Consider the following 13194-nt stretch of genomic DNA (forward strand, 5'->3'; position numbering starts at 1 on the left):
GAAACAGATGCCTGGAGAAACCAATCTCACGAGACTGCTATCGTCTATGCAACCAACTCTTCGCGAGGGGGAGTATGTGTTTTGCACCCTTCCATCCCTCAACGGTCAAGACCTCGACCCCCTTGGTTTTTTTAGAGAAGAGGAAGGGATGACGCTGATCTTGCCGCGACACCAGGCCGAGGCGGCAGGCCTGCCCTACTCGGCGGTCTTTGCCATGATCACGCTGTCAGTGCATTCCAGCCTGGAGGCGGTGGGGTTTTTGGCAGCGATCGCCACCCGACTTGCTAGCCACGGCATCAGCGTCAACCCCGTTTCAGCCTTTTACCACGACCACCTGTTTGTGCCCGTAGCCCAGGCTGAGACTGCGATCGCCCTGCTCCACGAGCTTGTGGCAGAAAACGGCACCAACGGTTCTTAAGCATCGGCTTGTCGGTTTCAGAACAGAAGTGCTAGTCTTATGTCAGATAGTTCTAGTTAAAACTATCTAGATCAAAACTATGGCTTCCCTACCCAGTCTGTTTATTTCCCACGGGGCACCCGACCTGCCTCTCCGCGCTGGCCCGACTCAGGACTTTCTGCGATCGCTCTTGCAGACCCTGCCCAAGCCAAAGGCAATCCTTGCCATTTCGGCCCACTGGCTCACGGCCCAGCCCACGGTCAGCGCCGCCAAGCAGCCCAAGACCATCTACGACTTTGGCGGTTTTTCCCAGGCGCTCTACGAGTTGACTTACCCCGCTCCAGGGAATCCAAAGCTGGCAGAGCAGGTGATGTCGAGGCTTGCTGAGGCCGGGTTCTCGGCTCGTGTAAATTGCGATCGCGGCTTCGACCACGGTGTTTGGACGCCGCTGATTTTGGCAGCCCCAGAGGCCACCATCCCCGTCGTGCAGCTATCGCTTCAGCCCCACGAAACGCCGCTGCACCATTACCAACTCGGCAAAGCCCTCGCCCCCCTGCGTGATGAAGGTGTGCTGATTTTCGCCAGCGGTGCCGCCACCCACAACCTGGGGGCCTTTGACGGCAGCTACAACGCCCCACCGCCCGCTTGGGCCACAGCCTTTGATGACTGGCTGGCCGAGGCGATCGCCGCCAACGACATCCAAGCTCTGCTTGACTATCGCCAGCAAGCCCCCCACGCCGCCAAAAACCACCCCAGCGAAGAACACCTGCTGCCCCTGTTCGTGGCCCTCGGTGCTGGTGGCCCCGGCCAGCAAATCCACCACGGCTTCACCTACGGAGCCTTCAGCATGGCTGCCTATCAATTTGATCAGTTTTGAGTTTTGAGTGTTGAATTCATCCCCAAATTCAAAATTAAAAGTTCAAAATTCAAAACTCGCCTCTTAACCTCATACTCCCTACTTTCCCCAACCCCCTACCTATAGGAACCACCCATGGCACTCGGCAGACTGATTGACGGCAAATGGTCTACAGAATGGACAGAACGCAGCGAATCCGGTGAATTTCAGCGCATGCCAACCCTGTTTCACGACCGGGTGACGGCGGATGGCTCCAGCGGTTTTAAGGCCGAGCCGGGGCGCTACCACCTGTATGTATCGTTGGGCTGTCCCTGGGCGCACCGCACGGTGCTGCTGCGATCGCTGAAAGGTCTGCAAGGGGCGATCGGCCTCTCCATTGTGGATCCGGTCATCAGCGACCAGGGTTGGAAATTCTCAGAGCGCTTCGGCAGCATTCCCGACAACCTCTACGGGGCGGAATATCTGTGGCAGATTTACACCCGCGCTAAGGCCAACTACACGGGCCGCGTCACCGTGCCCGTGCTGTGGGATAGGCAGACTCAAACCATCGTCAACAACGAGTCGCGCCAGATCATTCAAATGCTGAACTCTGAGTTCAATGAGTTTGCCAAGTTTCCTCAGCGCGACTTCTACCCCGAAGCGTTGCGCCCCCAGATTGATGCAGCGATGGATGCCATCTACCAGCCGATCAACAACGGCGTCTACCGCAGCGGCTTCGCGGCTTCCCAAAATGCTTACAACGGCGCAGTGACCGAGCTGTTTGAGGCGCTGGATCACTGGGAGGGTGTTCTCAGTCAGCAGCGCTACCTGGTGGGCGACCAGATTACCCTAGCCGACTGGTGCATGTTTACCACCCTGTTTCGGTTTGACTTGGCCTACTACGGGCTGTTTAAGACCAACCTCAAGCGCTTGGTAGACTATCCCAACCTGTGGGGCTACTGCCGCGAGCTGTATCAGCAGCCGGGGGTGGCTGAATGGTGCAGCGCAGAGCACGTTAAGCAGCTTTACTATGGGGGCTTGCCCGAACTCAACCCCAGCGGCATTGTGCCTGCCGGGCCAGCGATCGACTATGGGGCACCCCATGGGCGAGATCACCAGACCGCGCCTTTGCAGGGGATCGCAGCCTAGGTTTTGCCGCTAGTCGCCTAGCTCTGGTAGGGTGCATTCGCGAAGCAATGCACCGCAGAGCTAGGTAGCGCCGCTAGTCGCCCAATGTCAGGCGAGCATTGGTGGCTAGAGCCTTTAAGGCAGCTAGATCAGGGGTTGCCGATCGCACGTCATTCGCCTCAGTCTGGCTCAACCACAGCAGATATTCGATGTTGCCCGCTGGGCCGAGCAAGGGTGACCAGGTGAGCCCCTGGTAAACCCATCCGAGGGACTGAGCCGAGGCCAGCACGCTGGCGATCGCATCCGCCTGATCCCCAGGGTCGCGCACGACGCCCTTTTTGCCGACGCGATCGCGCCCCACCTCAAACTGGGGTTTTACCAGCAGCACCACTTCTCGCGGCGGCACTAGCAGCGCCCAAAAAGCGGGCAGCACCTTGGTCAGCGAGATAAACGACACATCCATCACCCCCAAGTCGGGGCGGGGATCATTCTCGCTGTAGAGCTGCTCGGGAGTGAGATGCCGCAGGTTGGTGCGCTCGCGCAGCACCACTCGCGGATCTTGGCGCAGCGCCCAGGCGACCTGACCATAGCCCACATCGATGCCATAGACCTGCTCAACCCCGGCTTGTAGCAGGCAGTCGGTAAAGCCGCCGGTCGAAATTCCCCCATCCAGCGCAATCCGTCCCTTGGGCTCAATCGGGAATTCGCCCAGGGCTTTGGCCAGCTTTTCGCCGCCGCGCGAGACGTAGGGCGATCGCGCCTTCACCAGCAGTTCTACATCTTCGGCAAAGGCTGTGCCTGGTTTATCGACCACGGCGTGGTTCACCTGCACCTCTCCAGCGCGAATCAGTCGCTGGGCCTGCTGCCGCGATTCGCATAAGCCCCGATCTACCAGCAGGGCATCTAAGCGCTGTTTAGCCATGATTGCTCCCTAGGCAGCGGTGCTGGGTTTGAGGCCCCGGCGGCTAGCGATTTGTTCGAGCTGCTGCTTGACCAGATCGAGCCGGGGCTTGGTGCTTTGGCGATCGTACAGCTCGCTCGCTTTCAGTAGCGCCTGTACGGCCTGCCCGTCGGTGCCCATGTTGGCGTAGGCCAAGCCACCGTTGTGAAAGGCTTCGGCACAGTTAGGCTCGGCCACCATCACCGCAGTGAACTGGTCAATGGCGGCGGGGTAGCGGCCCCTAGCAAAGGCCGCACAGCCCGCTTCAAACTGAGTTCTAGCGTCATCACCGATGGGCATAGAAAGCTCCACCACCGGAGCCGGGAAGAGGGCGCTATTGCCCAGGGGGCGGCGATAGGCCCACACCATTACCCCCATGCCAAAGCCCAGCACCGCCAGCACCACCGATAGCCAAATCACCAGTTCCACAGGGTTCAATCTCCAATAAGTAGACCCAAAACCGTTTAGACGCCTCTGCTAAAAGCTGCGGTCAACACCGACCATATCACCGACTTGCTGTCTCCCCTTGCCGGAAAATCAGCGTCTCAAACTGAATAACCTAAAGACATGACACAGCACTCTGACCCTTAGCCCCACCCTAACTATGCAATATGTTTTAAGGGGAATCGCGATCGCCCTCAGGGGCCGTTCAAAGACCATCTCCCTCAACGGCCAATCCCTAACCATCGCCCTGTTGATAGCAGGGGGCATGGCCCTCGCTGGCTGCGAGCAGGCCTCAACCCCTGAGACACCCGTTGAGCCAGCCCAGGAAACACAATCGGCAACCGATTCTGAGGGTCAAACTGACGCGATCGCCACCATCCAAGCCATTGTCGCCAACCCCGTCTCGGTCACCCTTGGCCAGGGCGAGCCTGAGCCAGCCCAAATCAATCAAACCATGGCCTACGGCGACCAAATTCACACCGCCGATCAGGCTTTGGCCGAGGTGGGCTTGGTCACTGGGGCAATGTTTCGCATCGGCGGCAATGCGTCCCTTACCCTACAACCCAACCAACTCCAGCTCAACTCTGGGCAAATGATTACTTGGGTTGAAGGCGCATTGTCAGAGCCTATAGATATTGTCACCCCGGCAGGCATTGCCGGCATTCGCGGCACCACGGTGTTTGTCAATATCGACGACGATCCCAATGCCCCGGTCGAAATTTTTTCCTGGGAAGGAGAAGTCGCCTTTCGGCTAGCTGACGGTGAGAACGAGGTGGTTTTGAGCAGTGGCGAGCAGCTATTTATCTACCCGGGTGAGCGAGATATCGAAGCGCTGAGTCAGCAGGTGCAGCCCCTCGATCGGGCCGCAGCTCAGGAGCGCTTGGAAGGAAGCCCGCTGATCAACGGGTTTAGCAGCCCGCTACCGACGCGATCTGAGCTTGAAGCCACCGTCGAGGCTCTTGACTAACGACCTAGGCGAACCCCTGTATCATGAAACATAGTCACACTTCGTTACATCTCTGACTATGGTTGCTGAATTGGTTTCCCTCTCGCTGGCGTCAATTGAAAAGCACACCTGGACGTGGCGGAGCTATGCGATCGCCTATACCGTCGCAGGCGAAGGAACACCCATCGTGCTCATCCATGGTTTTGGCGCTTCCCTCGGCCACTGGCGCAAAAATATTCCAGCCCTGGCCGCTGCTGGGCACCGAGTCTATGCGATCGACCTCCTGGGCTTTGGCGATTCCGACCAGCCCGAAATTCCCTACACCCTCGACCTCTGGCAAGACCTGCTGGCCGACTTTTGGGCTGAGTTCATCCACACCCCCGCTGTCTACGTCGGCAATTCCATCGGCGGGCTGCTGACTCTGATGATGCTGGCCAACCACCCCGACAAAGCCAGGGCTGGGGCCGTGCTCAACTGCGCCGGGGGCCTCAACCACCGCCCCGAAGAACTCTATCCACCCCTGACCTGGATCATGGGAACCTTCACCTGGCTGGTGAGTTCGCCCCGAATTGGGCCATTGGTGTTTAACCAGGTGCGCCGCAAGGGCCGCATTCGCAGCTCGCTCCGGCAGGTCTACCGCAACTCCGCCGCCATCACCGACGAGCTGATCGAGATGATCTACACCCCCGCCTGCAAGCCCACAGCGCAGAAGGTATTTGCGGCGATCGTTACCGCACCACCGGGGCCAAAACCCGAAGAACTGCTGCCCCAGATCACCCAACCGCTCCTGGTGCTCTGGGGCGAAAACGATCCCTGGACGCCGATCAAAGGCGCTCAGGTCTACCGCAAGCTGGCCGAAGATGTAGCTCGCCCCAGCCTGGTTACCTTCCACAGCATCGCCAATACCGGCCACTGCCCCCACGACGAGCGCCCCGAAGTCGTCAACCCTCTGCTGATCGACTGGCTACAAGATTTACCGGTGGCTTAGGCAATTCCGAACCCGAACGCTTAGCGAATCGTCCCCTAAACTTAAGCTCAATGAGAGATTCCCACTCTCGCCATAGCTACGGATGCCAATCTATGGGGGCTTTAAAGATATCTATCTCTGAGAATGGGCAGTCCTGAGGAAGGCATATAGGGTCAAGCGGTGTTTCTCGGCCCACCAGGTTCAGCCCCTGCTCGTAACCCACTGCGATCGCTTCTCTTAAGTAGGGCTTTAAGCTAGGGTTTTCTTTGAGGTGACGCTGAATCTCCTGGCGCTGCTCTTTGATGGTATAAACCCAGCTCTTAGATCGAGACTCAGGCTGATAATGCCACTTGAGCAGATGCCCCAGCAGCACCCCCAATCGATTACGCAACTCCTGCCGCTCCTGCCGACCCAATGATTCGATCTCCTCAATCAGATTCTCAACATCGAGTTCCCCCAGCTGACCGGTGCGCAGCAGTGCAGCCTGACGCTGAGTCCAGGCGTAGAAGTCTTGCGCGTAGAGAGTGGTGGTTTGCATGGGCAATGCTGTGCTGGGTTTTTCCTAATTTTAAGAGCACTGACAGCGGCACATACAGTGTCTTATGAATTCGCCACCAGCCAGCGCAAAGGAAGTATTTCAGACCTATGCCTAGCAAGGATCCACACTCGATCATCAGAATTCTGTAATCTCCATGACTATTCCCTGGCCGATCGCCCCTAGAGTGGGTTAAAACCCGATTAACTTTCACTGTCCGCCGTTGTTCCTACCGCCACTGTCTATGTCTTCAGCTTCCCTTCAGGAGCGGCTCGATCGCTACTATCAGCAGGTCAAAACCGTGATTTTGTCGCGGCAGCACCCGGTTAGCGGCCTCTTGCCCGCCAGCACGGCAGTGAATGTGCATGGTGACTACACCGACGCCTGGGTGCGCGACAACGTCTACAGCATTCTGGCAGTGTGGGGAGTGGGGCTGGCCTACCGCCACCTCGACGACGACCGGGGCCGCACGGTGGAGCTAGAGCAGAGCGTTGTCAAGCTCATGCGCGGCCTGCTTCAGGCTATGCTGCGCCAGGCCAAAAAAGTTGAGCACTTTAAAGAACGACAGGATCCGCTTCAGGCGCTGCACGCCAAGTACGACACCGGCACTGGGCTACCGGTAGTGGCGGATGACGAGTGGGGCCACCTGCAAATCGACGCCACCTCAGTGTTTTTGCTCATGCTGGCCCAGATGACGGCCTCGGGGCTGCAAATCATCTACACCCAAGATGAAGTCAACTTTGTGCAAAATCTGGTCTATTACATTGGCCGCGCCTACCGCACCTCTGACTACGGCATTTGGGAACGGGGCAACAAAATGAACCATGGCAAGCCCGAGCTCAACGCCAGCTCTGTGGGGATGGCCAAGGCGGCTTTAGAGGCGCTGCGGGGGTTTAACCTATTTGGCATGCGCGGCGGGCAGTCCTCCACGATTCACGTGCTCACCGATGAAATTGCCCGCGCCCGCATTACCCTGGAGTCGCTGCTGCCCCGTGAGTCGGGGTCGAAGGAAATTGATGCGGCGCTGCTGAGCGTGGTGGGCTATCCGGCTTTTGCGATCGACGACGAGCAACTGGCCCAAAAGACCCGGCAAAAAATTATCGACAAGCTGCAAGGCCCCTACGGCTGCAAGCGGTTTTTGCGCGACGGCCACCAAACGGTGATTGAAGACACCCACCGCCTGCACTACGAGCCGGAGGAACTGCGGCAGTTTGAGCACATCGAGTGCGAGTGGCCGCTGTTTTTTACCTATCTGTGGCTAGATAGTCTGTTTGCTGGAGACAAAGACCAGATCCAGTTTTACCAAGAGCGACTGAAGGCCCTGGAGGTCGAGCGCAACGGGGTGGGCCTGCTACCCGAGCTGTACTACGTACCCGAAGACAGCCTGACAGCCGAGCGGGCCAAACCCGGCAGCCAGCCCCGCCTGCCCAACGACAACCTGCCCCTGGTGTGGGCCCAGAGCCTCTACCTGCTGGGTCAGCTGCTGCAAGATGGGCTGCTCAAACCCAGCGACATTGACCCCCTAGGACGGCACCGCGCTCTGGGCGACCACCGCTACCCGGTGGTGCAAGTGGCGCTGCTAGCCGAAGACAAGGCCCTGCAAACGGAGCTGGCCACCTACGGCCTGCCCACCCAAACCCTCGAAGAGATCGACCCGGTGCAGGTGTTTCCCGCCACTGAGCTGTCGTCGATCTACTCCGAAATTGGCAAGAACGACAAGCTAGACCTCAGCGGTCGTCCGGTGCGGCGGCTGCGCAGCCTAACCACCTCGCGCATCTTTCGCATCAAGGGCACGTCGGTGGTGTTTTTGCCGTCGTTCTTAGACCAGCAGCGGTTTTATCTCACCCTCGACTATCACTTTCTCGTCGCCCAAATTCGCAGCGAGCTGGCCTACATCTACGACCACTGGCGCGAGCCAGGACGGCCCACCGTGACGCTGCTGCTGACTCACGCCATGTTTGAGCTGGGTCATAAACCGATTTACGATTCGCCGCTGATGGCGCTAATGCACGAGCTGCAGGACGATCGCTGCGATCATGTCCCGGTCAAGCTCGGCCCCCTGCACCAGCTGATGATGACCACCAGCCTAGAGCGGGTCGAAAATGTCAACGGCTACCAGTTGGGCAGCACCTCCGTGGGCTACACTCCCCTGTGGACAGCCTACCTGGGCTTTGAGCCCGATCGCGACGGCCCCCTATCGCTGCTCGAAGAATACACCCTAGAGAACGAAACCAACCTCGATCGCCTGCTCACCCAGCTGCGCGAGTCAAACAACATCTACGAGCAGCTAGAGCTGCTGGCTACCCTCAAGCATTTGCACGGCAGCGGCTTTAACACGGGCTTTGGCGGCCCCAACCACGTGATCACCGTCGAAGACCTGCTGGATGAGGTTTATGCCAAGGCCAGTCAGCTAGAGCAGTGGGGCATCCTGCGCCGCGCCGCCGGTTTGCTAGAGAAGGCCGACATTACCCTGTCGGATGCGGTGACTGAGCTGCTGGTGCGCCAGAAGCAAATCTCCGTAGGCAAATCCTATAGCGAGGAATCGCTGATCAGTGAGCCCATGGGCCACAGCGAGATCGTCGATAAAATTCGCACCTTCTGCGGCGACGACGTGCGTGACCATGTGCTCACCCAGGAGGTGCTGATCGACCTCAGCATTTTGATCAAAGCCGAGCCTTCCCTCTTCAAAGGGTTGATGACCCTGCGAGTGGGCTACCTGCTGCTGCTGATCACCAGCGAGCTAGCCCGCGAGCGAGGCATTACCCAAGACGAGGCCTACGGTCAGCTAATCGACCTCAGCCCCTTTGAACTCAAGACTCGCCTGCGCCAGGTGCTGGCCGGGTTCGACGGGCTCAATCAGTCGATCTTTCGCCGCGAGTCACTGCACGTTAAGCCCCACAATCCGATCAACTGGCAGGTGGTGCCCACTGACATTGAGCCCGCCGCCGAAGAAGCCGAAGCACCCACTGCCCACGACTGGTGGCGTAAGCGGGTGATCGACGGCGAAATCGCCCGCATCTCGGAGGAGTTTTATACCCAGGTGTGGGAGGTGCTGAAGCACTCTAGGGGAATCGTGATCGGCAATAAGTTTGACCGCAAGAATAGGTTGGATAGCGATCGCATCCTCTCCGAAATGACCCCCGGTGAGCAAAACTTTGAGCGCCGCATCACCCACCTGCTAAACAAGATTCAGGCTCCCGAATACCGCCATGTCAACCTCGAAGCCCTGCGCGAAATGGGCGAAATTTTTAAGGTCAACCCCGATCTCTACTTTGAAGACCACATCTATCTCGATGTGCTGATCGGCCACGCCGTCCGCCTTGGCTGGCTCGACCACCAGCCCGATCGCGCCGCCTTCTACGAATCCGAGAAAGCCGCTGCCTGGCAGGCGTTTTATCGGCTACCGCCGACCCAGTGCGCCACCTATATTGCCATGGGGCTTCAGTTCCTCACGGTGCTAGGTGAAACCGAGACCGGTTCTGAGGCTGTGGAAGACGTGGCATAAAGTTACTGCCTGCCCTAGACCCCAGGGTTCTGGCCCTAAACCCTGAAACCATCGGCAATGACTGTAGACTCCTGGGATCTTCTTGCTCTAAAAACAGTGAGAGGTTAAGGCAAGAGAACCGTATGATCTCTAGGGTTGAGGCTTGTACCCCAATGGAATATGCCAGCGAATTAAATCAATGAAAACTGTTTTTGTCGCTGTATCGCTAGCGCTGGGACTGCCGCTAGTGGCCCTGGCAGGCACCTTCGCTTACATTAGCTCGCCTAACGGTAATGAGGCTGACTACGACAATCTGCTCACCTATGAGGCCTACCCGCCCGGCACCGCTAACCCTGAGCAGCTTAGCGTAGTCAGCTACAACATTGGCTACCTGTCGGGGCTGACCAACCAGCAGGCGGTCGAGCGGGACAAAACCCTGTTTGAGGCGAACCAGGCCACGGCGATCGCGGCCCTAAAAACTCGCCAACCCGATATTCTGGCGCTGCAAGAAATCGACTTCGACGCCTACCGCTCGTTTAACCTCAACCAGCAGTACGCGGTTTCGGCGGCGCTGGAGATGGCCTTTGGGGCGATCGCCGTCAACTGGGACAAACGCTACGTGCCCTTTCCCTACTGGCCACCCCAGGCTCACTACAAACAGGTGATCTCGGGGCAGGCCGTGCTCAGCCGCTACCCCATTCGCCGCAATGAACGGCTAGTGCTAGAAAAGGTGCCCACGAATCCGTTTTACTACAATGCGCTGTACCTCGATCGCGTCGCCCAAGTCACCGAAATCGACGTCTCCGACCAAACACTGATCGTGATCAACGTTCACCTCGAAGCGTTTGACGCCCCTACCCGCACCCGTCAAACTCAGGTGGTGCGCGAGTTAGCCGAGGGCTACGCCAAGGACTACCCCGTTTTGCTGGTGGGCGACTTCAACAGCAGCCTCAACCGCGACGAGGGCGACGAGCCGCGATCGATTGGCATCCTGCTCGACTCCCCGGTGCTGGCCTCGGCCCTGCCCACCGCTCCGTCGTCATTTACCTTTCCGTCTGACCAGCCCCAGGACGTTCTCGACTACATCTTTTACACCCCCGCCACCCTAGAAGTGGTAGCTGCCGAAGTCGTCGCCGAGGCGGCCCAGGCATCAGACCACCTACCCATACAGGCTCAGGTGCGGCTGCGCTGAGCGGTAATTTCAACTGTTCGTCCCCGACCCAGATTGCTGAAGAGCGATAGTGCCCTGTCTATACTAGAGTCGCAGGGTTTTAGTCAGGCGGCTACCCATGGTTTCTACTTCTCAATACCCCTCTTTAACGCCGCAAGCTTATTTTGAGTGGGAAGCCCAACAGGAGTTGCGGTACGAGTATTTTGATGGTGACGTTTTTGCCATGGCGGGGGGCTCGCTGCCCCATGCCGATATTGCTTTGAATATTGCCAGTCTTTTGCGATCGCAGCTGCGCGGACGTTGCAAAGTCAGAAACTCTGATGCCAAGGTCGGTATCACTGACAATGGCCCGTTTGTTTATCCCGACATCAGCGTGACCTGTGACGATCGAGATCGCACGGCTCAAAAGTTTTCCCGCTACCCCTGCTTAATTGTAGAAGTCATTTCTCCCAGTACCGAGGCTTACGACCGAGGCGGTAAATTCGCCCTCTACCGACGCCTCGAAACCCTTCAGGAATACGTTCTAGTCGGCTCAGAGAGCAAAACAGTTGAGATATTTCGGCGCGACGCTCAGGGCAACTGGATGTTTATTCCCCATCAAGAAAACGACGAGATTCAGCTAACCAGTGTCGGAGTTACTGTTTCAATGGCTGAGATCTATGCCGATGTTGTTCTTGAAGCCTTTGAGGCCTAACTCCGCGCGACTCCCACCTGAGCGCACATATTGGCTAGGGGGCAGCGCCCACACTTAGGCCGATCGCCCGTGCAGATGTGTTTGCCAAAGGGCACCAGTAACTGGTTGATCTCAACCCAGTAGGGTTGCGGCAGTTTAGCTTCCAGGGCCGTCATCGTCTTTTCGGGCGACTTGGTTTGCACGTAGCCCCAGCGGTTGGTGACCCGGTGCACATGCACATCGACACTGATGCAGGGGTAGCCCAACGCCACCCCCAGCGCCAGGTGGGCACACTTCGGCCCCACCCCTTTGAACTGCATCAACACCTCGGGGTCGGCGGGCAGGTTGCCGTCCAGCTCAGCCAAAATTTGCTGAGAAATTTGGTGGATCTGTGGAGCTTTGTTCTCGGCAAAGGTAGACCCTTGAATCAAGGCCAAAATCTCTTCTACCTCTAGCCCGACCATTTGCTCTGGCGATCGCGCCCTTGCAAACAACCGCTGCGCCACCGGCACGCTCACCTCATCGTAGGTGCGAATGGAAATAATGCAGGCGACGAGCTGCTCGTAGACCGTGTCAAAGCCCTCCTCCGCCAGTTGAAACATAGCGGCTTTGGGAAACGGGGCCACTGCCTCGCGCAGCAGGGCGATCGCCCGATCGATATCAAACTCCTTAGCAGTCACGACGCTACAGAGATGCAGAACTCAGCGAAACTAGCTCATCACCAGGGGAGCCATTAGCTCGGGGTCTTGGAACAGCGGCGTGCTCAGGTAGCGCTCGCCAAAGCTGGGCTGAATGATTACAATCAGCTTGCCGTCGTTTTCGGGTCGCAGGCCTACCTCCACGGCAGCCTTGACGGCGGCCCCGGTGGAAATGCCCGAGAGCAGACCCTCTTCGCGGGCGAGGCGGCGACCGTAGGCGATCGCATCCTCATCGGACACCTGCACCACCTCGTCGATCAGAGCTACGTTCAGCACTTCGGGCACAAACCCTGCCCCAATGCCCTGAATCTTGTGGGAGCCGGGTCGCCCACCCGAGAGCACGGGGCTGTTGATGGGTTCGACGGCGATCGCCTTAAACCCCGGCTTGCGCTGCTTCAGTACATCGGCTACGCCAGTAATCGTGCCGCCCGTGCCTACACCCGCCACCAAAATATCGACCTGGCCATCGGTGTCAGCCCAAATTTCTTCAGCAGTGGTGCGGCGGTGAATATCGGGGTTGGCCGGGTTGCGAAACTGTTGCAGCATGTAGGCATCGGGCAGGCTATCGAGAATATCCTGCGCCCGCTGAATGCAGCCCGACATGCCCGCCACGCCGGGGGTCAGCTCTAGCTCGGCCCCGTAGGCCCGCAGCATGGCCCGCCGCTCGGAACTCATAGTTTCAGGCATGGTGAGAATCAGGCGATAGCCCTTCGCTGCCGCCGCCATGGCTAGAGCAATGCCGGTGTTGCCCGAGGTGGGCTCGACCAGGGTGGTTTTTCCGGGAGTGATCAGCCCTTCGGCTTCGGCGGCCTCGATCATATTGATGCCAATGCGGTCTTTGACCGAGGCTGAGGGGTTCATGCCCTCTAGCTTGATCACTAGCCGGGCTAGGCAGCCGGCCTCTTGGGGAATGCGGTTGAGCTGCACCAGGGGGGTGCGGCCAATTAGTTGAGTCACGTTTTCGGCAATTCGCATG

General features: G+C 58.5%; 13 protein-coding genes. 8 read left to right on the forward strand and 5 right to left on the reverse strand.

Translation table 11 applies throughout. From position 1 onward, the window contains the following. Positions 1 to 7: 7 nt before the first annotated feature. From H6G07_RS15870 to H6G07_RS15880, 3 genes are all read left to right on the forward strand, one after another. Complete coding sequence (locus H6G07_RS15870; protein ID WP_073609085.1) at positions 8 to 418, forward strand: ACT domain-containing protein; 411 nt, start codon at positions 8 to 10, stop codon at positions 416 to 418. 79 nt (positions 419 to 497) lie between these two features. After that, complete coding sequence (locus tag H6G07_RS15875; protein WP_073609084.1) at positions 498 to 1274, forward strand: DODA-type extradiol aromatic ring-opening family dioxygenase; 777 nt, start codon at positions 498 to 500, stop codon at positions 1272 to 1274. A gap of 114 nt (positions 1275 to 1388) precedes the next feature. Then, positions 1389 to 2381 carry a glutathione S-transferase family protein gene (locus tag H6G07_RS15880; RefSeq protein ID WP_073609083.1) on the forward strand — a complete coding sequence of 331 codons (993 nt, stop codon included), beginning with the start codon at positions 1389 to 1391 and terminating at the stop codon, positions 2379 to 2381. Between the two features lie 73 nt (positions 2382 to 2454). Here H6G07_RS15880 and H6G07_RS15885 read toward each other — a convergent pair whose 3' ends face one another. Together H6G07_RS15885 and H6G07_RS15890 are read right to left on the reverse strand one after the other, a co-directional pair. Continuing rightward, positions 2455 to 3282, reverse strand: a complete 828-nt coding sequence (locus H6G07_RS15885) for a TlyA family RNA methyltransferase (protein ID WP_073609082.1) — start codon at positions 3280 to 3282, stop codon at positions 2455 to 2457. A gap of 9 nt (positions 3283 to 3291) precedes the next feature. Beyond that, on the reverse strand, positions 3292 to 3729 hold the full coding sequence (locus H6G07_RS15890) for a tetratricopeptide repeat protein (RefSeq protein ID WP_073609081.1): 438 nt from the start codon (positions 3727 to 3729) through the stop codon (positions 3292 to 3294). A gap of 175 nt (positions 3730 to 3904) precedes the next feature. On the opposite strand from H6G07_RS15890, the gene H6G07_RS15895 reads away from it, so the two are divergent. Both H6G07_RS15895 and H6G07_RS15900 read left to right on the forward strand, forming a co-directional pair. Next, complete coding sequence (locus H6G07_RS15895) at positions 3905 to 4711, forward strand: FecR domain-containing protein (protein WP_084173228.1); 807 nt, start codon at positions 3905 to 3907, stop codon at positions 4709 to 4711. A gap of 58 nt (positions 4712 to 4769) precedes the next feature. Further along, the gene (locus tag H6G07_RS15900; RefSeq protein WP_073609079.1) at positions 4770 to 5678 is read left to right on the forward strand and encodes an alpha/beta fold hydrolase; all 909 of its coding nucleotides are present in this window, start codon (positions 4770 to 4772) and stop codon (positions 5676 to 5678) included. A gap of 76 nt (positions 5679 to 5754) precedes the next feature. On the opposite strand, the gene H6G07_RS15905 is transcribed toward H6G07_RS15900, so the two are convergent. Then, positions 5755 to 6195 carry a DUF29 domain-containing protein gene (locus H6G07_RS15905; protein WP_073609078.1) on the reverse strand — a complete coding sequence of 147 codons (441 nt, stop codon included), beginning with the start codon at positions 6193 to 6195 and terminating at the stop codon, positions 5755 to 5757. A gap of 241 nt (positions 6196 to 6436) precedes the next feature. On the opposite strand from H6G07_RS15905, the gene H6G07_RS15910 reads away from it, so the two are divergent. From H6G07_RS15910 to H6G07_RS15920, 3 genes are all read left to right on the forward strand, one after another. Further along, the gene (locus H6G07_RS15910) at positions 6437 to 9697 is read left to right on the forward strand and encodes a glycoside hydrolase family 15 protein (protein ID WP_171973028.1); all 3261 of its coding nucleotides are present in this window, start codon (positions 6437 to 6439) and stop codon (positions 9695 to 9697) included. Between the two features lie 178 nt (positions 9698 to 9875). Then, on the forward strand, positions 9876 to 10868 hold the full coding sequence (locus tag H6G07_RS15915; RefSeq protein WP_073609077.1) for an endonuclease/exonuclease/phosphatase family protein: 993 nt from the start codon (positions 9876 to 9878) through the stop codon (positions 10866 to 10868). Positions 10869 to 10965: 97 nt separating this feature from the next. Further along, positions 10966 to 11541, forward strand: a complete 576-nt coding sequence (locus tag H6G07_RS15920) for a Uma2 family endonuclease (protein WP_073609076.1) — start codon at positions 10966 to 10968, stop codon at positions 11539 to 11541. Here H6G07_RS15920 and H6G07_RS15925 read toward each other — a convergent pair. Both H6G07_RS15925 and cysK read right to left on the reverse strand, forming a co-directional pair. Then, a complete protein-coding gene (locus H6G07_RS15925) occupies positions 11538 to 12200 on the reverse strand; it encodes an endonuclease III domain-containing protein (protein WP_073609075.1) in 663 nt (220 codons plus the stop codon). The genes H6G07_RS15920 and H6G07_RS15925 overlap by 4 nt on opposite strands. A gap of 30 nt (positions 12201 to 12230) precedes the next feature. Continuing rightward, entirely contained in the window at positions 12231 to 13193 is a 963-nt protein-coding gene (gene cysK, locus H6G07_RS15930) for a cysteine synthase A (RefSeq protein WP_073609074.1), read from the reverse strand. Position 13194: the final 1 nt, after the last annotated feature.

Origin of the sequence: Phormidium tenue FACHB-1052 (genome assembly GCF_014696675.1) — a bacterium.
In the GTDB taxonomy this organism is placed as follows: Bacteria; Cyanobacteriota; Cyanobacteriia; order Phormidesmidales; family Phormidesmidaceae; genus Nodosilinea; species Nodosilinea tenuis_A.

Coding starts and splice junctions, on each gene's coding strand:
- H6G07_RS15870 (WP_073609085.1), top strand. CDS start 8: ATGCCTGGAGAAACCAATCTCACGAGACTGCTATCGTCTATGCAACCA.
- H6G07_RS15875 (WP_073609084.1), top strand. CDS start 498: ATGGCTTCCCTACCCAGTCTGTTTATTTCCCACGGGGCACCCGACCTG.
- H6G07_RS15880 (WP_073609083.1), top strand. CDS start 1,389: ATGGCACTCGGCAGACTGATTGACGGCAAATGGTCTACAGAATGGACA.
- H6G07_RS15885 (WP_073609082.1), bottom strand. CDS start 3,282: ATGGCTAAACAGCGCTTAGATGCCCTGCTGGTAGATCGGGGCTTATGC.
- H6G07_RS15895 (WP_084173228.1), top strand. CDS start 3,905: ATGCAATATGTTTTAAGGGGAATCGCGATCGCCCTCAGGGGCCGTTCA.
- H6G07_RS15900 (WP_073609079.1), top strand. CDS start 4,770: ATGGTTGCTGAATTGGTTTCCCTCTCGCTGGCGTCAATTGAAAAGCAC.
- H6G07_RS15905 (WP_073609078.1), bottom strand. CDS start 6,195: ATGCAAACCACCACTCTCTACGCGCAAGACTTCTACGCCTGGACTCAG.
- H6G07_RS15910 (WP_171973028.1), top strand. CDS start 6,437: ATGTCTTCAGCTTCCCTTCAGGAGCGGCTCGATCGCTACTATCAGCAG.
- H6G07_RS15915 (WP_073609077.1), top strand. CDS start 9,876: ATGAAAACTGTTTTTGTCGCTGTATCGCTAGCGCTGGGACTGCCGCTA.
- H6G07_RS15920 (WP_073609076.1), top strand. CDS start 10,966: ATGGTTTCTACTTCTCAATACCCCTCTTTAACGCCGCAAGCTTATTTT.
- cysK (WP_073609074.1), bottom strand. CDS start 13,193: ATGCGAATTGCCGAAAACGTGACTCAACTAATTGGCCGCACCCCCCTG.